Annotated in this window: 24 protein-coding genes; 11 read left to right on the top strand and 13 right to left on the bottom strand. The window is 64.9% G+C overall.

The features are described from left to right. The first annotated feature begins 3 nt into the window (after window positions 1–3). From crcB to HZB53_18315, 4 genes are read left to right on the top strand one after another with little or no spacing between them, the layout of a single operon-like run. On the top strand, window positions 4–381 hold the full coding sequence (gene crcB, locus HZB53_18330) for a fluoride efflux transporter CrcB (protein ID MBI5879612.1): 378 nt from the start codon (window positions 4–6) through the stop codon (window positions 379–381). A gap of 20 nt (window positions 382–401) precedes the next feature. After that, window positions 402–749: a DUF190 domain-containing protein gene (locus HZB53_18325; GenBank protein MBI5879611.1), complete on the top strand. Its 348-nt coding sequence runs from the start codon at window positions 402–404 to the stop codon at window positions 747–749. Continuing rightward, window positions 746–1,558 (top strand): hypothetical protein, encoded by an 813-nt coding sequence (locus tag HZB53_18320; protein ID MBI5879610.1) that lies wholly within the window; start codon window positions 746–748, stop codon window positions 1,556–1,558. The genes HZB53_18325 and HZB53_18320 overlap by 4 nt, the downstream gene beginning before the upstream one ends. Beyond that, window positions 1,555–2,349 carry an MBL fold metallo-hydrolase gene (locus HZB53_18315; GenBank protein ID MBI5879609.1) on the top strand — a complete coding sequence of 265 codons (795 nt, stop codon included), beginning with the start codon at window positions 1,555–1,557 and terminating at the stop codon, window positions 2,347–2,349. The genes HZB53_18320 and HZB53_18315 overlap by 4 nt, the downstream gene beginning before the upstream one ends. Here the strand turns inward: HZB53_18315 and HZB53_18310 are convergent, their stop codons facing one another. Continuing rightward, a complete protein-coding gene (locus HZB53_18310; protein MBI5879608.1) occupies window positions 2,350–2,880 on the bottom strand; it encodes a L,D-transpeptidase in 531 nt (176 codons plus the stop codon). Between the two features lie 101 nt (window positions 2,881–2,981). On the opposite strand from HZB53_18310, the gene HZB53_18305 reads away from it, so the two are divergent. The 4 genes from HZB53_18305 to HZB53_18290 all read left to right on the top strand — a co-directional run bounded on the left by HZB53_18305 (window position 2,982) and on the right by HZB53_18290 (window position 6,460). Next, on the top strand, window positions 2,982–4,133 hold the full coding sequence (locus HZB53_18305; GenBank protein ID MBI5879607.1) for an anhydro-N-acetylmuramic acid kinase: 1,152 nt from the start codon (window positions 2,982–2,984) through the stop codon (window positions 4,131–4,133). Continuing rightward, the gene (gene nagZ / locus HZB53_18300; GenBank protein MBI5879606.1) at window positions 4,130–5,608 is read left to right on the top strand and encodes a beta-N-acetylhexosaminidase; all 1,479 of its coding nucleotides are present in this window, start codon (window positions 4,130–4,132) and stop codon (window positions 5,606–5,608) included. Before HZB53_18305 ends, nagZ begins: the two co-directional genes overlap by 4 nt. Before the next feature lie 199 nt (window positions 5,609–5,807). Then, on the top strand, window positions 5,808–6,113 hold the full coding sequence (locus HZB53_18295; protein ID MBI5879605.1) for a nucleotidyltransferase family protein: 306 nt from the start codon (window positions 5,808–5,810) through the stop codon (window positions 6,111–6,113). Continuing rightward, complete coding sequence (locus HZB53_18290) at window positions 6,110–6,460, top strand: DUF86 domain-containing protein (GenBank protein ID MBI5879604.1); 351 nt, start codon at window positions 6,110–6,112, stop codon at window positions 6,458–6,460. Before HZB53_18295 ends, HZB53_18290 begins: the two co-directional genes overlap by 4 nt. 199 nt (window positions 6,461–6,659) lie before the next feature. On the opposite strand, the gene HZB53_18285 is transcribed toward HZB53_18290, so the two are convergent. From HZB53_18285 to HZB53_18275, 3 genes are all read right to left on the bottom strand, one after another. Beyond that, the gene (locus HZB53_18285; GenBank protein ID MBI5879603.1) at window positions 6,660–7,232 is read right to left on the bottom strand and encodes a carbonic anhydrase; all 573 of its coding nucleotides are present in this window, start codon (window positions 7,230–7,232) and stop codon (window positions 6,660–6,662) included. A 173-nt stretch (window positions 7,233–7,405) separates the two neighbouring features. Further along, window positions 7,406–9,346, bottom strand: a complete 1,941-nt coding sequence (gene gyrB, locus HZB53_18280; protein ID MBI5879602.1) for a DNA topoisomerase (ATP-hydrolyzing) subunit B — start codon at window positions 9,344–9,346, stop codon at window positions 7,406–7,408. 22 nt (window positions 9,347–9,368) lie between these two features. After that, the gene (locus tag HZB53_18275) at window positions 9,369–10,409 is read right to left on the bottom strand and encodes a hypothetical protein (protein ID MBI5879601.1); all 1,041 of its coding nucleotides are present in this window, start codon (window positions 10,407–10,409) and stop codon (window positions 9,369–9,371) included. Between the two features lie 311 nt (window positions 10,410–10,720). On the opposite strand from HZB53_18275, the gene HZB53_18270 reads away from it, so the two are divergent. Then, window positions 10,721–11,506, top strand: coding sequence for an SAM-dependent chlorinase/fluorinase (locus HZB53_18270; protein MBI5879600.1), 786 nt, complete (start codon window positions 10,721–10,723; stop codon window positions 11,504–11,506). A gap of 60 nt (window positions 11,507–11,566) precedes the next feature. Here the strand turns inward: HZB53_18270 and HZB53_18265 are convergent, their stop codons facing one another. Beyond that, a complete protein-coding gene (locus tag HZB53_18265; GenBank protein ID MBI5879599.1) occupies window positions 11,567–12,532 on the bottom strand; it encodes a branched-chain amino acid transaminase in 966 nt (321 codons plus the stop codon). A gap of 535 nt (window positions 12,533–13,067) precedes the next feature. Between HZB53_18265 and HZB53_18260 the strand changes: the two genes are divergently transcribed. Further along, window positions 13,068–13,970: a carbon-nitrogen hydrolase gene (locus HZB53_18260; protein ID MBI5879598.1), complete on the top strand. Its 903-nt coding sequence runs from the start codon at window positions 13,068–13,070 to the stop codon at window positions 13,968–13,970. Between the two features lie 5 nt (window positions 13,971–13,975). Further along, entirely contained in the window at window positions 13,976–14,809 is an 834-nt protein-coding gene (locus tag HZB53_18255) for an NAD+ synthase (GenBank protein ID MBI5879597.1), read from the top strand. Window positions 14,810–15,359: 550 nt separating this feature from the next. Here the strand turns inward: HZB53_18255 and rplL are convergent. The 8 genes from rplL to tuf all read right to left on the bottom strand — a co-directional run. After that, entirely contained in the window at window positions 15,360–15,755 is a 396-nt protein-coding gene (gene rplL, locus HZB53_18250; GenBank protein ID MBI5879596.1) for a 50S ribosomal protein L7/L12, read from the bottom strand. 55 nt (window positions 15,756–15,810) lie between these two features. After that, a complete protein-coding gene (locus HZB53_18245) occupies window positions 15,811–16,350 on the bottom strand; it encodes a 50S ribosomal protein L10 (GenBank protein MBI5879595.1) in 540 nt (179 codons plus the stop codon). A gap of 203 nt (window positions 16,351–16,553) precedes the next feature. Continuing rightward, window positions 16,554–17,258, bottom strand: coding sequence for a 50S ribosomal protein L1 (locus HZB53_18240; protein MBI5879594.1), 705 nt, complete (start codon window positions 17,256–17,258; stop codon window positions 16,554–16,556). 55 nt (window positions 17,259–17,313) lie between these two features. Beyond that, complete coding sequence (rplK, locus tag HZB53_18235; protein ID MBI5879593.1) at window positions 17,314–17,739, bottom strand: 50S ribosomal protein L11; 426 nt, start codon at window positions 17,737–17,739, stop codon at window positions 17,314–17,316. Window positions 17,740–17,829: 90 nt separating this feature from the next. Next, window positions 17,830–18,507, bottom strand: a complete 678-nt coding sequence (nusG, locus tag HZB53_18230) for a transcription termination/antitermination factor NusG (protein MBI5879592.1) — start codon at window positions 18,505–18,507, stop codon at window positions 17,830–17,832. A 19-nt stretch (window positions 18,508–18,526) separates the two neighbouring features. Beyond that, window positions 18,527–18,727, bottom strand: a complete 201-nt coding sequence (secE, locus tag HZB53_18225; protein MBI5879591.1) for a preprotein translocase subunit SecE — start codon at window positions 18,725–18,727, stop codon at window positions 18,527–18,529. A 125-nt stretch (window positions 18,728–18,852) separates the two neighbouring features. Further along, window positions 18,853–19,017, bottom strand: coding sequence for a 50S ribosomal protein L33 (rpmG, locus tag HZB53_18220; protein MBI5879590.1), 165 nt, complete (start codon window positions 19,015–19,017; stop codon window positions 18,853–18,855). A 68-nt stretch (window positions 19,018–19,085) separates the two neighbouring features. Continuing rightward, window positions 19,086–19,225 (bottom strand): elongation factor Tu (gene tuf / locus HZB53_18215; GenBank protein MBI5879589.1); only part of this gene is annotated, 140 nt, incomplete at its 5' end.

The raw sequence follows: 19,225 nt of genomic DNA, 5'->3' as shown, positions 1-19,225 counted from the left end.
CCGATGCAACACTACGTTCTGACCGCCATCGGCGGCGCGATCGGCGCGACGCTCCGCTACGGCGTGGGGCGCTGGGTGCAGGACGCGCTCGACCGGCCGTGGTTCCCGTACGGGACGCTGGCAATCAACATCGCCGGCTGCCTCGTCTTCGGGTTCGTCATGGGACTGGTCGACACCGGCCGCGAGATCACGCCGGAGCAGCGCACCTTCGTGCTGGTCGGCATCTGCGGCGGGTTCACGACGTTCTCCACGTTCGGCTACGAGACGTTTGCGTTCCTGCGCGACGGGCAGATCGTGCCCGCACTGGCCAATGTCGGCCTGCAGGTTATCGCCGGGCTGATCGCCGTCTGGCTCGGCATGTTGCTGGCGCGCGCCGTATGAGCGGCGCGACGGAGACGCGTATGACTACTCTGCCCGAAGAAGGTCATCTGCTGCGCATCTTCATTGGTGAAAGCGACAAGCAGGACGGCATGCCGCTGTTCGAGTGGATCGTCCAGCAGGCGCGCCAGCACGGACTGGCCGGTGCGACGGTCCTGCGCGGCATCACCGGCTTCGGCGCGCACAGCCGCATCCACAGCGCAAAGATCCTGCAACTGTCCGAGGACCTGCCGATCGTGGTCGAGATCGTCGATACGCGCGAGAAGATCGACGCGTTCTGGCCATTGATCGACGGCGCGATACACGAGGGGCTGGCAACGCTGGAGCGTGTGCAGATCAAGTTCTACCGCAGCCGCAAGGCGGGCGCATGACGGTCGCGCTGGCCACCACTCACCACGACCCCGAAGGCCGCCTGGCCGACCAGATGCGACGCGTCCTGCCGTGCCTGCGCGCCCTGTACGCCGGCATCGCCGTGATGGTCACGGCCGCGACGCCGGAGCACGCCACCCGCGTGCTGCGCGAGGCTGGCGCAGTTGTGCAGATCAGCGACCCGGCCACACTCGACGGCTTTCACTACCTGGGCCGTCGCCGGCGCGAAGCGGTGGCGCTCGCCTTGAGCGCCGCGCCCGGCGCAACGCACGCGCACCTGTGCGACTTCGACCGCGTGCTGCACTGGGCCGAGTTTCACGGCGAGGAGTTGCACGGCGTGCTCGACCGCCTGTGTGGCAGCGACTTCAGCGTGCTCGGCCGCACGCCGCGCGCCTTCGACTCGCACCCACGTGTGCAGCGCGACACCGAGGCGATCATCAACCATGCGTTCGCGCTGGCGTCGGGGCGATCGTGGGACGTCGGCGCCGCCTCGCGCGGCATGTCGCGCCGCGCCGCCGCCATGCTCGCCGCGTGCGATGACGACACGATCGGCAACGACTGCTCGTGGCCGCTGCACCTCCAGCGGCATGACGGCCTGCAGCTCGACTATCTCGCGACCGAAGGACTGGAGTTTGAAACGCTCGACCGCTACGCCGATCAGGTCGCCGCGCTGGGCAGTCGCGAGGCGTGGATCGCGCGCATGGACGCCGACCCGCGCCACTGGGCGACGCGGCTGGAACTGGCGCGCATCGAGGTCGAGTCGGCCGCGCGTTGGGCACTGGTCCCACCCTTTTCCGGAGCCAAACCATGATCCCCGTTTCCGAGCACATCACCTGCTTCCGTGCGCACAACCCGTCGCCGATGACGCTGGACGGCACGAACTGCTACATCGTGAGCGGATCAACCGGCGCATGGCTGATCGATGCCGGACCCGATGAAGCGGAGCACCTGGCGGCAATGGCCGCCAGCATCCGCGTGCACGGGCTGGCGCTGCGCGCCATCCTGCTGACGCACACGCACAGCGATCACACCGATGGGCTGATCTCGTTCCGGCAGATCACGCCCGCGCCAATCTATGCGTTCAAGGACGGCTACGACCGCCGCCTGACGCCGGGCGAGACGCTTGAACTGGACGGCCAGCATCTGACCGTGATCCACACGCCGGGGCATGCGGGCGACTGCATCTGCTTCTTCCACCAGCCGGACGGCGTCCTCATCGCGGGCGATACGATCCTCGGCATCGGCACGTCAGTCATCGCGCCGCCTGAGGGCAACGTTTCGGACTACCTCGACTCACTGGAGCGGTTGAAGGCGTACCCGGCGAAGCTGATCGCGCCCGGCCACGGGCCGATGATAGCCGATCCGCGCGCCAAGATCGATGAGTATATCGAGCACCGGCTGATGCGCGAGCGGCAGATCATCGCCCAGCTCAGCTCAGGGCCAAAGACCATCGAGGCGATGGTCGCGGAGATCTACAAGGACGTGGATAAGAGCTTGCACGGCGCGGCCGGGTGGAGCGTGCGCGCGCACCTGAGCCGGCTGGAGAAGATGGGGAAGGTCCGAGCCGACGGCGAGCGCTGGGCGCTGATCCAGGTGGCGTGATCAGTCGTGGATGTCGACTTTGGTGCCGACATCCGCCCACTCGAAGAGATGACGGGCGTCGGCGCGCGCCAGCACAATACAACCGTGCGTCGCCGGGTACACGCCGAGCGCGTCGCCCCACAGTTCTTCGCCGTCGCTGTCAACCGGCAGGCCGTGGAAGCCGTTCTCGAATTCGCCCACCTGGTAGATGCCAAGCCAGTACGGCATGTCAAACGCCCAGGCATACGAGTACGGGTTCTCCTCTTTGTCAAGGACTTCGAATTCGCCGGTTAGCGTCGGCTGGCCTTCCTGCCCCGTCGTCACCGCGAACTCGAAAACTTTTTGGTCGCCTTCCCATCCGATCAGACGCTGGGTTTCAAGGATGACCTCGATCCGCTTCTCGGGGGGCGGCGCAGGCGTCTCGGCGGCGGCAACGACCTGGGTGCGCGCAGATTCCGCCGCGCTGGCGGCGTATTGGGCGTCGGCGTGCGCCGAAATGTTCGCGATCAGCATCAACAGCACGCTGACCAGGTGAGCGACTGAATGTGGCATTACTGTAAATTATAACGCCGCATTGCGCGTTTTCGTCAAGCGCAATATGGCAGTTTGTGACAATCAGTACAAGTTGGTCTGGTTCACATGGACACCTCACAATGAAAGTTCTCGGTCTAATGTCCGGCACCTCGGCCGACGGTATCGATGCGGTGTTGGCCGATTTCGACGGGTCCAGCGCGGCACTGCAGTGGCGTTTGCTGTCGCACACACACGTTGATTTTGCGCCGGCGCTGCGAGAAGAAATCCTGGCCGCCTGCACACCGGCGGGCAGTTCGGTGGATCGGCTGTGCCGCCTCAACTTTGCGTTTGGCGAGGCGCTGGCCGGCGCGGTCATGACGGCCGCGCGCGAGGCGGCTATCCCACTGTCGCAAATCGACCTGGTTGGCTCGCACGGGCAGACCGTCTGGCATGACGTGGACGACGCGGGGCGCGTGACCGCGACGCTGCAGATCGGCGAGCCGGCGGTCATCGCGGAACGCGTGGGTGTGCCGGTCGTGGCCGACTTCCGCGTGGCTGACGTGGCGGCGGGCGGCCAGGGCGCGCCGCTCGTGCCGTTCGCGGATTACATCCTGTTCCGCGATGCCACAAAGTTCCGCGCTGTGCAGAACATCGGCGGCATCGCGAACGTGACGCTGCTGGCGCCGGGCTGCGCGCCGCATGAGGTGATCGCGTTCGACAGCGGACCCGGCAATATGGTGATCGACGCCCTGGTCGCGCACATGACCGACGGGCGCGAAGCGTACGACCGCGACGGGCGCATCGCGGCCAGCGGGCGGGTCGATGGCGGCTGGCTGGAGGAACGGCTCGACCAGCCGTACTTTCGACGGCAGCCGCCCAAGACGACCGGCCGCGAGCTGTTCGGCCAAGCCTACGCGCGCGAGTTCTGGGCGCAGGGCAGCGCACGCGGCCTGGCCCCGGCCGACATCGTCGCCACGGCGACGGCGCTCACCGCACAGTCGATCGCCGACGCCCTGCGGCATCCGCTGCCCGGCCGCGCGCCCGCCGAGCCTGACGAGTTGATCCTCGGCGGCGGCGGCGCGCACAACGCGACGCTGGTGCGCATGATCGGAGCGCAGTTGATGCACACGCGCATCATGCGCCACGAGGACTTCGGCATCGCCGCGCAGGCCAAAGAGGCGTTTGCGTTCGCGATTCTCGCGTACTGCGCCTGGCGCGGCGAACCGAACAATCTGCCATCGGTCACCGGTGCGCGCCGCGCGGTGGTGATGGGCAAGATCGTGAAGCCATGAGCCTGCTCGCACAACTGATCTGCTTCAACCCGCTCGGCGCGACGTTGAGCGCGGACGAGGAAGCGTTCATCACGCGCAACGGCATCACGTCGTTCGTGCTGTTCGCGCGCAACACGCCGGATATCGAGTCGGCGCGCGCGCTGATCGCCCGCCTGCACGAACTAGCGCCGGAGCCGCTGATTGCCGCCGATCAGGAGGGCGGGCGCGTGACGCGCCTGCCACCGCCCGCCACGCACCTGCCGAGCGCGATGGCTGTCGGCGCGGCCAACGACCCCGCACTGGCGCGCGCTGCCGGGCAGGCGACCGCCCGCGAACTGCGCGCCATGCGGCTGAACGTCGCGCTGGCGCCAGTGCTCGACGTGAACATCAACGCCGCCAACCCGGTCATCGGCACACGCTCATTCGGCGAAACGCCCGAGCGCGTCGCGGCGATCGGCGTGGCGTGGCTGCGGGGGGCGCAGGCAGAAGGCGTCGCGGCGTGCGCCAAGCACTTCCCCGGCCACGGCGACACACGCGTGGACTCGCACGCGGCGATGCCGCGTATCGAGGCCGACCGCACTCGGCTGGAACACGTCGAACTGGCGCCGTTCCGCGCGGCGGTCGCGGCGAGCGTGCGCATGGTCATGCCAGGACACCTTTTGATGCCCGCACTCGATGCCGAGTGCCCGGCCTCGCTCTCGCGCGCCATCCTGACCGGCCTATTGCGCGGCGAAATCGGCTTCGATGGGGTCGTGATCACCGACGCGCTCGACATGGACGCTGTGGCCGCCACATACGGCATACCCACAGCGGCCACAGAGGCGGCCATTGCCGGGTGCGACCTTGTGGTGCCGATCGTGCAGCACGCGGAGACGCTCGCCGTACTGGAGCAGGCCGTGCGCGAGGGACGATTATCGATGGCACAAGTCGAGCGCTCCGTAGAGCGCACGCGGCGCCTGCGGGCAGAGGTGCGCGTGCCGGCCGCGTTCGATCTGGCCGGTCTCGGTGCGGCGGAACACTGGGAAACGGCGCGGCAGATTGCCGCGCGGGCGATCCAAGTGCGCGATACCGGAAGGCTGCTGCCAGTACGCGATCTGCGGGACTGGGTGTGCGTCGAGTTTGCGTTGGGCAAGGCGACCATCGCCGAAGGCATTGCAGCCGGGCAGGGTAAACTGCTGGCGCAGTTGCAGCGAGAACACCCCGAACTGGCGGGCCTCGTTCTGCCGTTCGGCCCGGACGACGCACAGATGGCCGAGGCGCAGCGCATGCTGGTGGATGCGCGCGGGCTGATCGTGGCGCTGCGACAGGCGTTGCACTTCCCGGCGCAGCAGGCGTTCGCAGGCGAAGCGCTCGCCGCCGGCAAACCGGTTGTGCTCGTCGCCATGCGCGACCCCTACGACCTCGACCTGTTCGCCGACGCGCCGTGCACCATTGCGGCGTTCGATGATTCGCCGGCGATGGTGGAAGCGGTTTGTCAGCGGATATTGAACGGATAAGCGGATGCGACAACGGACAGCAAACGGACAAACGGACGCAGTCGCCGGACGCGTGTCATCCGTTTATCCGTTAGCTCATCCGTTGACCCGTCCGTTTTGTTCGTTGTTTTATCCGTTGTCCCGATTCGGGCTACAATATGGTCGCGCCGTGCCAAGATGGGACACGCCGCATCAGTTACTGCAGGTGACGAGAACGCCTATGACCGTGACCGACCTAACCACCGACGCCCTACTAGCCAAATTGCACGCGCTGTTGCCGGAACTGCGGGACCACTTCGGCGTCAACGCGCTGTGGCTTTTCGGATCGCGCGTGCGCGGCGATGCCCGCCCCGATAGTGACCTCGACGTGCTGGTCGAGTTCGACCGTGCGCCGTCGTTCTTCGAGTACATCGCGCTGGAAGACCTCCTGAGCGAGGCGACCAGCTTCAAAGTAGACCTCGTCATGAAGCGCGCGCTCAAACCGCAAATCGGCCGGCGCATCCTGGCCGAAATGATCGCCGTATGAGCACGCCACGCGCCATCGGCGATTTCCTTCGCGATATCGCGGAGAACGCTGACAAAGCACAGCGATTTGTGCGCGACATCACATGCGAGGAGTTTCTGCAAAACGAAGAGAAGCTATATGCCGTTGTCCGCGCCCTGGAGATCATTGGCGAGGCAGCGCGTCACATTCCCCCGGACGTGCGCGCAAGGTACCCGCTGCTGAACTGGCGCGGCGCGACCGGCATGCGTGACAAGATGATCCATGACTACTTCGGTGTAGATGCAGAAGTAGTCTGGCGCACCGTTCACGAAGACCTGCCGCCATTACAAGCTGTGATCGTCGTGATGCTTGGGGATTTTGAAGCGTAACGTCATCAGAATGGGACAACGGATGCTGAACGGATAGACGGATGAGATCGGCGGCAACACTCCAGAGTAGTACGTCACTCCGGCGCGTCCGTCATTCCGGCTTGCGACGGAATGACGGACGCGCCGCGATACGCCCCCTACCGGTCGGACCGATCCGTTTATCCGTTTTCTCATCCGTTGACCCGTCCGTTGTCCCGCCCTACACCACCTCGACCAGCCCCGTATACAACGCGTAGCGCGCGCCCACGATGCGCAACGTCCCGGCGTCGCTCATGCGCGCGAGGAGCGGCTGCGCCTTCCGCAACTGCTGGACGCCCATCTGGATATTGGTCGTAATCGCATTCTCGAGCAGATCGCCGGTCTGACGGCGGGCCTGCTCGACCGCCGGGCGGATCGCGTCGACCAGGTTGCCGATGTGCCCGACGCGCTCGGCCTGGATCGTAGACTCCACGGCGGCGCACTCCTGGTGGCCGAGCACGACCACAAGCGGAATGCCAAAGCGCTCGACGGCGTACTCCAGGCTGCCCAGCACTACGTCGTCCACGACGTTGCCCGCCACACGCACGACGAACAGATCGCCCAGCCCCTGGTCAAAGACCAGTTCGGGCGGCACGCGCGAGTCCGCGCAGGCGAGGATCGCCGCGAACGGCTGCGGATCACGTGCGATCCGGATGCGGTCGACACCCGACTGGCGCGGATGGGCTGCCCGCGACAATGCGAAACGGTTATTGCCGTCGAGCAACTGCTGCAACGCCTCTGTGGCCGTGACCATCGTGACGCCTCCCAAAACAGACATGCCGTGGCGGGAGACCCGGCACGGCATGTCTGTTCTTCAGCATCGACCTCGCATCACGCGTTGAGGTTCCGCACGCGTGCATCTTCGCGGCTTGAACGCTCCAGGGAACTCTGGCCCCGCTGTCCGTTTGTCCGTTCCTTTGTCCGTTGTCACACGTCGAGGTTCTGCACGCTGCGCGCGTGCGTCTGGATGAAGCGCTTGCGCGGCGGCACCTCATTGCCCATCAGCATGTCGAAGGTGCTGTCGGCCTTGACGCCGTCCTCGATCGACACCTGCAGGATCGTGCGGTTCTCCGGGTTCAGCGTCGTGTCCCAGAGCTGTTCGGGGTTCATCTCGCCCAGACCCTTGTAGCGCTGAATCGACACGTTCTTGCCGTCGGCCTTCTTGACCAGTTGATCCTTCTCCTCGTCGCTATATACCCAGCGCACGTCCTTAGCCACTTGCACGCGGTACAGCGGTGGCTGGGCGATATACAGGTGCCCGTGCTCGATCAGCGACTCCATGTAGCGGAAGAAGAACGTCAGCAGCAGCGTGCGAATGTGCGCGCCGTCCACGTCGGCGTCGGTCATAATGAAGACGCGGTGGTAGCGCAGGTTCTTCAGGTCGAACGTTTCGCCCACGCCGCAGCCGAGCGCGGTGATCAGCGCCTTGACCTCGTTGTTGCCGAGGATCTTGTCGAGCCGCGACTTCTCGACGTTGAGAATCTTGCCGCGCAGCGGCAGGATCGCCTGGAAGCGGCGGTCGCGGCCCTGCTTGGCCGAGCCGCCGGCCGAGTCGCCCTCGACGATGTAGAGCTCGGATTTGGCCGCGTCGCGCTCGGAACAGTCGGCCAGCTTGCCGGGCAGCGTCATGCTTTCCAGCGCCGACTTGCGGATGACGAGGTCGCGCGCCTGCCGCGCCGCGTTGCGCGCGCGCGACGCCAGCGCTGCCTTCTCGACGATCGACTTCGCCTCGCGCGGGTTCTCTTCCAGGAACGTCTGCAGCGCCTCGGCCGTCACCGACTCGACGTGCCCCTTCACTTCGGCGTTGCCGAGCTTCGACTTGGTTTGCGACTCGAACTGCGGATCGGTCAGCTTGACGCTGATGATCGCCGTCAACCCTTCGCGCACGTCGTCGCCGGAGAAGTTTTCCTCGTTCTCCTTGAGCATGCTGACCTTGCGCGCGAAGGCGTTCAGCGTGCGGCTGAGCGCCGAGCGGAAGCCGGTCAGGTGCGTGCCGCCATCGACGGTGTTGATGTTGTTGGCGAACGAAAAGGTCGACTCGCTGAAGCCGTCCGTGTATTGGATAGCGACTTCGACGTTGGTGCCCTCGACCTGCTTCTCGATGTAGATCGGCTTGTCGTGCAGGACGTTGCGGTTCTTGTTCATGAAGCGCACGAACGACTTGACGCCGCCCTCGAAGTGCCAGGTGGCCTCGCGCCCGTCGCGTTCGTCGGTCAGCGAGATCGTGATACCGCGCGTCAGGAACGCCATCTCGCGAAAGCGCTGCGCCAGAGCGTCAAATTTGTAGTCGATTGCCTCTTTGAAGATGCCCCGGTCGGGCTTGAAGCGCTGCAGCGTGCCATGCTCGTAGCTGTCGTCTTTCTTGATCTTGCCGGCCTCTTTAACCTTACCGGTTGGCTTGCCAAGCTCATAGCGCTGCTGGTAAATATGCCCATCGTGGCGCACTTCGGAGACGAACCATTCGCTGAGGGCGTTGACGGCGCTGACGCCGACGCCGTGCAGGCCGGAGGCGACCTTGTAGCCGCCGCCGCCAAACTTGCCGCCCGCGTGCAGGATCGTCATAACCACGTCGAGCGTGTCCATCGGCTTGCCCTGCCCATCCTTCTGCGTCGGGTGCGGCCCGACCGGGATGCCGCGGCCATTGTCCTGCACGGACACACTCAGGTCCTTGTGAATCGTGACCGTGATCGTGTCGCAGACGCCGGCCAGCGCCTCGTCGATTGCGTTGTCCACGACCTCGAACACCAAATGGTGCAGGCCCCGGATGTCCGTCGAACCAATATACATGCCGGGGCGCTTGCGGACAGCCTCAAGCCCCTCGAGCACCTGGATACTAGAAGCGTCGTATCGTTGTACGTCGTTCGTCACGCCACCCCTCCGAATCAGTGAATCAACGACCCATGGACTGCGGCGCCCCACCGGGCCGCCCGTTGGCTGCGGCAGCGCGCGAGCGCGCGATGCTTTCCTGCCAAAAGATCAACCGGTCTTGAAAGAACAGGAAGGTCGCGGCGGTCAACCCGCTGCCGATGAAGGCATTGCCCGCAATGGCGGCCAGGCTGCCCAGCCACGACGCTTCCAGCATGCCCCACACGATCGAAAGCCCGGCAGCGATGAGCACGTTGAGCAGGATAAAGAACAGCACTGCATTTAGGTTGCGCTGCACGACGTTGACGCTCCACCAGAACGCGCGCAGCGGGCCGGTCTCGCCCAGCACAATCGCGTAGACGACGAACCAGGCGTACAGGATCACCCAGATCGCGGCGACCCAGCCGATCATCAGAAACACCGAAGCGAGCCCCGCGCTAAACAGCGACACCAGGCCGAGCACGAGTGCAAACGGGATGCCGATGACGGCATAGGCGCCCAGCACCAGCAGGCCCAGGCAGACAAACCAGAACCAAGCGCCCAGCACCCGGCGCGGGAACGAGCGCTGCGACACGCCGGCCGGGCGCACCCGGTCGGCCAGTTGCGTCATGTACAGCGCGCCGATCAGCAGGCCGGCCAGCAGTAACAGCGCCGCCAGCAGCGCGACCTGCGCCAGATTATCCAGCACGAAGACCGGCGGGTTGCCGATCACCGCCGTGCCCGGCGCATCGGCATCGGCCAGCACAAACGCCTTGATCACCGGCACCGGCAGGAAGCGCGTGCCCAGAAAGTCTGTAGCCAACAGCCCGAACAAATTGAAACTCGCGCCGATCTGCGACACAAAGCGCTGGATATCCTCAGGGCTGACCGACAGACCGGGCGCCGACGTGGCGCCCAGCGCCATGAAACGCACCAGCCGGTCGAACAGCGGCCGCACCGACAAACGCGGACCGAGCCAGAAAAAGAGGTCCAGCGCGACGGGAATGACCAGCACCCACAGGGAGCGGAGCACCAGTTCGAAGCCGAGGCCGAGTGCGTCGATGACGCCCATCTTCGACCTGTTCATCTGTTCTATTATACCAGAGAAGCGGTGGCGCCGGAAATGCTCAAAATGCGTTTTGCCCTGATTCTATTGGCGTTTCCATCATGGCGCGGGCACACGGTGTCGGAACATCCGCATGTTGCCGGAGCGCGCTCAGCCAGACGTCATTCCGGCGCACACCGGAATCCAGGCGTACCCGTCCGCAGCCTGCGCGCTTGCCATATGCTGATCTGGATGCCAGCGATGGTCGGCGGACAACGACATGCCGGCGTGACGGACTCGCGGGTTTCGACTGTTTGGCGGTATACCCTTTCGCCGCAGCCATCTGTTGTATAATGGTCGCTATGCGCACGATCACCCTCACCACCGACTTCGGCACGCGCGACGGCTACGTCGCCGCCATGAAGGGCGTAATCCTGAGCCTCAATCCTGGCGTCACTATCGTGGACGTCACCCACGACGTCCCGCCCCGGGCCATCCAGGCCGGCGGCTTTGCGCTGATGAACGCCGCGCCCTACTTCCCGCGCGGGACGATCCATGTAGTCGTCGTGGATCCCGGCGTGGGCGGCCCGCGCCGGCCGATCGCGCTGGAACGCGACGGGCAGATCTTCATTGGCCCGGACAACGGACTGCTGCCGCTGGCCGCCGCGCAGCACGGCGGCGGCGAGGCGGCCTGGTACGTGGTACACCTGACCGCGCAACGGTACTGGCGTCCGTATGTCAGTCCGACCTTCCACGGGCGCGACGTCTTCGCGCCGGTGGCGGCGCACCTGTCGCTCGGCGTGCCAATCACCCTGCTCGGCACGGTCATCGGTGATTACGTCAATGCGTCGTTCCCGCTGCCGCGCGCCGACGGCCGCGCACTGGCCGGCGAAATTGTGCACATCGACCACTTCGGCAACTGCATCAGCAACATCGCCGCCGAGCAGGTGCCGGCGGCAGCCAGCGTGTGGCTGGGCGCGCGCCTCGTGTCGGGCGTCAAGCGAACATACGCCGACGGCGCGCCGGGCGAGGTGATGGCGCTGATCGGCAGCACCGGCTACCTTGAGATTGCCGTGTGCGAAGGAGACGCCGCCCGCACTCTCAAAGCGCAGGTGGGCGACGCGGTCCGTGTGGAATAAGACAGCCTCGCCGGCGCTCAATGCGCCGGCGAGGCTGTCTTTCGGTCTTACGGGAGCTTACTAGACATCCACTGTCGCGGCCGCGGCCGGTGCCACAACCACCGTCGCATAGACCGGCGTACACCAGTGCGCGTACTGCGGGAGCTTGCCGCGCACCGCCTCATTGTACAAGTGGCGCAGGCGGTTGACGACCGGGCCGGTCTTGCCCTCGCCGACCGCGCGCCGGTCGATCTCGATGATCGGCACGATCTCGACGCCAGTACCGCAGAAGAACGCCTCGTCGGCCTGGTACAGTTCGGTGCGGTCGATCGAGCGTTCGACGACCTCGATGCCCATATCGCGGCGCAGCAAGTCGCGCGCCACCTCGCGGGTGATGCCTTCGAGGATATTGTCCGACGCGGGCGGCGTGACGGCGCGCCCGTCGCGCAGCATGTAGAAGTTGGCCGCGCTCGCTTCGGAGACGTGCCCGTCCTGATTCAGCACCAGCGCCTCGTCAAAGCCGTTCATCATCGCCTCGGACTTGGCGAAGCCGGAGTTGACGTACGCGCCGGTCACCTTGGCGCGCGCCGGGATCATATTGTCATCGATGCGCCGCCACGACGAGACGCCAACTTTCGCGCCGCCGCCCGCGTCGAGATACTTGCCAAACGGCAGGGCAAACAGGGCAAAGTCGTATTTCATGTCGTGCAGGCGCACGCCGATGCCCTCGCTGGCGACATAGGCGAGCGGCCGCAGGTACACGTCGGTCTTGTACTCCTCGCGGCGCAGCAGGTCGAGCGTGATGGCGCACAGTTCGTCGGCGCTGTACGGAATGTTGAGCATCAGTGTCTTGCACGAGCGCAGGAAGCGCGCGTAGTGCGCCTGCAACTGGAAGACATACAGCTGCGACTGCTCCTCATTCCAGTAGCCGCGAATGCCCTCAAACACGCCGGTGCCATAGTTGAACGCATGCGTCATGATGCTGACGTGCGCCTCGCCGATCGGCACAATCCGGTTGTGGAAAAACGCAAATTTCGGCCCTACCATAGTCGCCCTCGCTGATTCGGATATGCGGTTCGCCGTCCCGCTGTGCGTCAAGCTTCGTTCGTTTATTATACCACCGCCATGTCCGCGCAGGGCCAATCAATTGTCGTAGTGTATAGCCATAATGCGCCGAGCCGCACGCTGAGCCTGTCGAAGCGTGCGTGCATTGTCGTGCCCTTCGACGGCGTCGTGTGCCGCTCAGGGCACGGGTTCTCACATTGTCAAACGACTTTTGAGTCGCCCAGCAATTCTTATTTTGGAGCCGGCCGCCAGGTTGCCCTCTCATCCCCTGGCCCCTGCTCCCCCGCGCGCGCGGGGGAGCAGGGGAAAAGCTAACGGGGGAGGGCAACGCCGCTTTCTTGTCGAGCCAGCTTGCGTCACAAGCACCAGGGGGCCAGTTCATAGCAAGCCGGCATTGGAAAGTACCCGTCCAAAGCCAAAATGAGAATTGCTGTGAGTCGCCCTGCATGTTCGCGCCTGTGTTATAATGGCCGGTATGCTGGCGCGGTCACGCGCCGGCGCGGAGAGGAACCACTGAATGAGCATCCCGGATAACGGGCCGCAATCAATGGGCGGCGACGAAACGCGTTTCCGCGTGGCGCTGGCGCAGATCAGCCCGCGCCTCGGCGACATCGAGGCCAATCTGAAGACGCACCTGGAATGGATCCAGCGCGCCGCGAGCGACGGCGCCGATCTGATCGTCTTTCCCGAGTTGTCGCTGACTGGCTACTACTTGCGCGACCTCGTGCCGCAGGCCGCCATCCGGCCGGACATGGATGACCCGGTGTTCGCGCAACTGTTGAGCGCCAGCCACGCCATCGACATCGCGGTCGGATTTGTGTGCGAGGACGAGCGGCACCGCTTCACGATTGCCGCGGCATACCTGTCGAGCGGCGAACTACTGCACCTGCACCACAAAGTCTACCTGCCCACCTACCGGCTGTTCGACGATGCGCGCTTCTTCGGCGCGGGCGACCAGTTGCGCGCCTTCGACACGCGCTTTGGGCGCATGGGCTTCCTGATCTGCGAGGATGCCTGGCATCTCTCGTCGGGCGTGGTGCTGTGGCAAGACGGCGCCGACATCATCTTGCACATCGCCGCCAATCCTGGCTACGGCGTGCGCGCCGACCTGTCCACGCTGGCCAACACCGACGACCTGCACCTGATCAACCGCGCCTACGCGGAACTGCTGACGGTCTGGGTCGTGCACGTCAACCGGGTCGGCGTGGAGGACGGTGTGACGTTCTTCGGGCACAGCAGCGTGACCGCGCCCGACGGCCGCACCGCCGCCACCGCGCCGCTGCTGGAAGAAGCGCTGGTGCCGGTGACCATCGACCGCGCGACGCTGCGCCATGCGCGCGCCACGCTGCCGATCCTGCGCGACGAAAAGCTCGATCTGGTCATCGGCGAGCTTGAGCGTGTCCGGCAATCCAACTGGTAGCCCCCATGTCCACCATACTCGAACGATTGTCCATTAACACGGAACTGGTGCAAGCGGTGCTCGTCAACTTCCTGCGCGAGGAGATTCATAAGGTCGGCTTCCAGCGCGCGGTGATCGGGCTGTCCGGCGGCATCGACTCGGCCGTCTCGTGCGCGCTGGCGGCGCAGGCGCTCGGCCCGCAGAACGTGCTGGCCGTGCTGATGCCATACCGCACGAGCAGCCCGGCCAGCGAGGGCGACGCGCGAGCGGTTGCCGAGGCATTCGGCGTGACCGTGCGCAAGATCGAGATCACGCCGATGGTCGAGCCATACCTGCAGGCCAATCTCGACCTGAGCAACGTGCGGCGCGGCAACGTGATGGCGCGCACGCGCATGATCGTGCTGTACGACCAGTCGGAGGCGTTCAAGGGGCTGGTGGTGGGCACCAGCAACAAGACGGAACTGCTGCTCGGCTACGGCACGCTGTTCGGCGACATGGCGTCGGCGCTCAACCCGATCGGCGACCTGTACAAGACGCAGATCCGGCAACTGGCGCGCGCGCTCGGTGTGCCGGCCGCCGTCATCGATAAGCCGCCCACCGCCGACCTGTGGGCCGGGCAGACCGACGAGACGGAACTGGGCGTGACCTACGAGCTGGCCGACCAGATCCTGTATATGCTCGTGGACGAGCGGCAACCTGAAGACAGCGTGATCGCCGCCGGCTTCAACCCGGCGGTCGTGCGCGGGCTGAACGCGCGCATACGCGGCTTCCAGTTCAAGCGCGCACTGCCGCTCATCGCCAAAGTGAGCGGACGGACCATCGGCGCGGACTTCCTGTACACGCGCGACTGGGGCCGGTAGGCGATGCGGCAGAAACTGTCATCCTGAGCGCGAAGGCAATGCCCCGTGCCTTGCGTTTGCCGCGTGCGCGAAGGATCTAAAATCTGCCGCATCGCTTGCCAGTGGCTGGTTAGCGCGCCGAAGTTTCTGACCAGGCATGCACGAATCGGCTTCGACAGGCTCAGCCGACGCTAAATGCCGTGGCCTGAGCTTGTCGAAGGCCACTTGTTGCGGCGGCGACGGTTTCGCGTGGCTTCGACAGGCTCAGCCGACGCAAGATGCCGTGGCCTGAGCTTGTCGAAGGCCACTTGTTGCGGCGGCGACGGTTTCGCGCGGCTTCGACAGGCTCAGCCGACGCAAGCTGCCGTGGCCTGAGCTTGTCGTAGGCCAGTTGTTCCGGCGGCGACGGTTTCGCGTGGCTTCGACAAGCTCAGCCGACGCATCTATCCCGTTCAAGTCAGGAGAGCCAACAAAATAGGATGAGCCTTCGCGTTCAGCCTGACAGTCGACGAAAAAGCCCCTTCGGGTTTAGGAAACCCGAAGGGGCTATTTACTTCAGTCCGGACGGAGACTAGACGATATCGACCGTCGCGCCGGCATCGGTCAGCTTGGTCTTGGCCGCTTCGGCCTCTTCCTTGCTGACGCCCTTCTTGAAGGCGTTCGGCAGCGTCTCGACCGCTTCCTTGGCTTCCTTCAAGCCGAGCGCGTTGTTGGTCAGTTCGCGCACGGCCTTGATGACCTGGATCTTCTTGGCGGCATCGACCGCCTTGATGACCACGTCGAACTCGGTCTGCTCGACGGCGGCCGGGGCCGCGACGGCGCCGCCGGCGCCGGACGGCATGGCGGCCATCGCCATCGGCGCGGCGGCGCTCACGCCCCACTTCTCTTCCAGCATCTTCGTAAGCTGCGCGGCCTCAAGGACCGACAGCGTCGACAGTTCCTCGACGAGCTTGGCAAGATCTGCCATGATGACATCTTCCTTTCGTGATTTGCAGTTCGATTGATTAGTCTGCGGGCCGTGCTTACGCAGTGGCCGGCGCGTTTTCCTTGTCCGCGTACGCCTTGACGACGTTGACGACCTGGCGCACACCACTGGCGATAACTCCCGCCAGGCGGCTGGCCGGCGCGCTGATCAGTCCGATCAGTTGCGCGCGCGCCTGCGGCAGGGTCGGCATGCTCGCCAACCGCTCGATCGCCGCTTTGCCCTCGATCACTTGCTGCCCGAGGATGGCGCCCTTCATCTGGAACTTGTCCGCCTCGCGGGCGAACTCGCCGAACGCTTTGGCTGACGCCGCGATGTCGCTGTAGGCAAAACCGAGCCCGACCGGCCCGTCGAACATCTTGTCCGGCACCGGCAGACCCGCGTCCTTCAGCGCGCGCGCCGCCAGCGTGTTCTTGACGACCCGGTAGCCGCAATCGGCCTTCTTCAGCTTTCCGCGCAGCGAGTCGGTCTGCTTGGTGGTCATGCCCTGGTAGTTGGTTACAAAGACAACCTGGCTCTTCTTGACCTGCTCCAGGATTTCGACAATCCGCTCTTCCTTCTCCTGCTTGGTAAAGGTCATGGATTCACCTCCTCTCCAAATAGAAAAGTCTTTGCGCCGTGCCGACGCAAAGACTTTTCAGGCCGGGCGGCCAGCCGGCCGCCGCGGGTGATTCGGGTCTTCACTTCGGCAGGCCAGAATTAAGCCCCAAAGGGGCGCCTGCGGTCAACAGCAAAGTCAGTATGCGGTTGGGAAACGCGGGCCGCGCGCGGCCCGCGGGAATACTAGCTCTTGATCACATCGTTGACGGACAGTTTGATGCCGGGGCCCATCGTCGGTGCGATGGAGATGCTCTTGACGTACTGCCCCTTGACCGCGGCCGGCTTGGCCCGCGCGATGGCGTCGAACAGCGACTGCAGGTTGTCGTGCATCGCCTGCTCGCTGAACGAGGTCTTGCCGGCGCCGACATGAATGTTGGCGGTCTTGTCGACCTTGAACTCGACACGGCCGCCGCGCAGTTCGCGGATCAGCCGCGGCAGGTCCTGCGCCGGCGCAATCGTGCCGGCCTTCGGGCTCGGCATCAGGCCGCGCGGGCCGAGCACCTTGCCGAGGCGGCTGAGCTTGCCCATGATCGACGGGATCGCGACCGCCACGTCAAAATCCGTGAAGCCTTCCTGCACGCGCTTGATCAGATCGTCGCCGCCGACCACGTCGGCGCCGGCTTCCTGCGCCAGCGTCGCGCCTTCGCCATCGGCGAAGACCGCGATGCGCACCACTTTGCCGGTGCCGTTCGGCAGGCTTACGACGCCGCGCACCAACTGGTCCGCCTGCTTGGGGTCAATGCCCATGCGCATGTGGACTTCGACGGTGCTGTCGAACTTCGTGTAGGCGATCTGCTTCATCAGGCCGACCGCTTCCGACAGGGTGTATTCCTTCATCGGATCGACCAGCTTGGCGGCCGCCAGGTACTTCTTTCCGTGCTTTGCCATCTGTTCTCCTTGGTGGTGTTGGCGAGCCTGCGGCTCTCCCACGCTCGCGCGCGGACTAGGACTGGATGTCCACGCCCATGCTGCGCGCGGTGCCTGCAATCAAATTCATCGCCGCCTCGACGCTGCTGGCGTTGAGGTCCTGCATCTTGGCCTGCGCGATCTCGCGCAACTGCTTCTGGGTCAACTGGCCGACTTTGGTCTTGTTCGGTGCGCCGGAACCCTTGGCCGCGCCGATCGCCTTCTTGATCATGTCGCTGACGGGCGGCGTCTTCGTGACGAACGTGAACGAGCGGTCCGAGTAGACCGTCACGACGACCGGGATAACCTGCCCGGCCGACTGGGCCGTGCGGGCGTTGTACTCTTTGCAGAACTGCATCAGGTTGATGCCGTGCTGGCCCAGCGCCGGGCCGACGGGCGGCGCGGGCGTGGCCTTGCCGGCCGGTATCTGCAGTTTGACTTCGACGAGAACTTTCTTCGCCATCGCTTCTCCTTGAGGGTGCTGGCGTGCACGGCGCGCGTGCACTCCCCTGACTAATGGGCCGGCGGCGGCCTGCGCCGCGCCGGTCGCAGGTTACTGTTTCTCGACCTGGATGAAGTCCAGTTCGACGGGCGTCTCGCGGCCGAAGAAGTTCACCAGCACACGGACCTTGCCTTTGTCCACCATCAACTCGTCTACGGTGCCGACAAAATCGGCGAATGGGCCGTCGGTGATGCGCACGCTGTGTCCGACCTTGAAATTGATTTTGACCTTCGGCTGGGCCTGGTGCATGCGCCCCATGATTTTCTCGACGTCCGACGCCGACAGCGGCGTCGGCTGCGTAGCGCCCTCGCCGACGAAACTCGTCACGCCGTTGGTCTGCCGGATCAGGTACCACGCGTCGTCCGACTTCGGGTCGTTGTCGACGAACTCCAACATCTCGACCAGTACATAGCCCGGGAAGACGCGGCGCTCGACCGTGCGCTTGTGACCATCTTTGATCTCGACCTCTTCCTCGGTCGGCACCACGACCTGGAAGATTTCGTTCTGCATCGCCATTTCGGTGATGCGCTGCTCAATCGCCTTCTTGACCTTAACCTCGTAGCCGGAGTACGTGTGGATAACGTACCAGACGCGGCGACGCGTAGGCGCGGCAGGCACAACAGGCGCGACAGCATCTTCCGCCGGCGCTTCCGCGACCACCAGTTCGGCCGACTCGGTTGGCTCGGTCGGCTTCAATGCTTCCTGAGGGAGTTGATCTTGCTCGGACATGCTTTAACTTTTTGTCCCGCTACTTGATCAGGTTCAGCAGCAGCTGAACCAGCGACGCAAACACAAAATCCAGCAGGCCCAGCAGCACGCTCATGGCCACGGTCACGGCGATGACGATCAGGCTCAGGTTTTGCGTTTCCTGGCGCGTGGGCCAGGCGACTTTGCCGATCTCCGCGCGCGTTTCACGCAGATAGCGAATCACCGCGTTGTCGCTGTTCATCAGATTGGACATGAGTGTACCGCGCTCCTGCAATCAACGAGGCCCCAGCACAGTCCAGACCGCCTGGAGCCCCGTCATAGAGTCCACGGGGCGGGATTGGCCTCCCGCCCCGCTTGATGACTGGTTTACCGGGTTTCGCGATGCAGCCGCTTGACGCGGCAGCGCGGGCAAAACTTGTTCATCTCCATGCGGCCCGGATCGTTCTTCTTGTTCTTTGCCGTCGTGTAGTTGCGCTCTTTGCACTCGGTGCAGGCGAGCGTCACCACTTCGCGATTCAGTTTCTTGGCCATACCACACCTGTTCTGGCAGGCCGGCGCGCAGGCAATCTGCTGTCGCGCCGGCCCGGCAATTGCGTTATTTACTCGACGATCTGGGTGATGACGCCCGCGCCCACCGTGCGCCCGCCTTCGCGGATCGCAAACCGGCTGCCCTGCTCCAGCGCCACCGGCACGATCAACTGCACGTCTACGTTCACGCTGTCCCCTGGCATCACCATCT

This window comes from Chloroflexota bacterium, from assembly GCA_016235055.1.
Lineage (GTDB): Bacteria > Chloroflexota > Anaerolineae > JACRMK01 > JACRMK01 > JACRMK01.
Note: the sequence above shows the minus strand (reverse complement) of the source record. Positions and strands in the feature narration are given on the sequence as shown.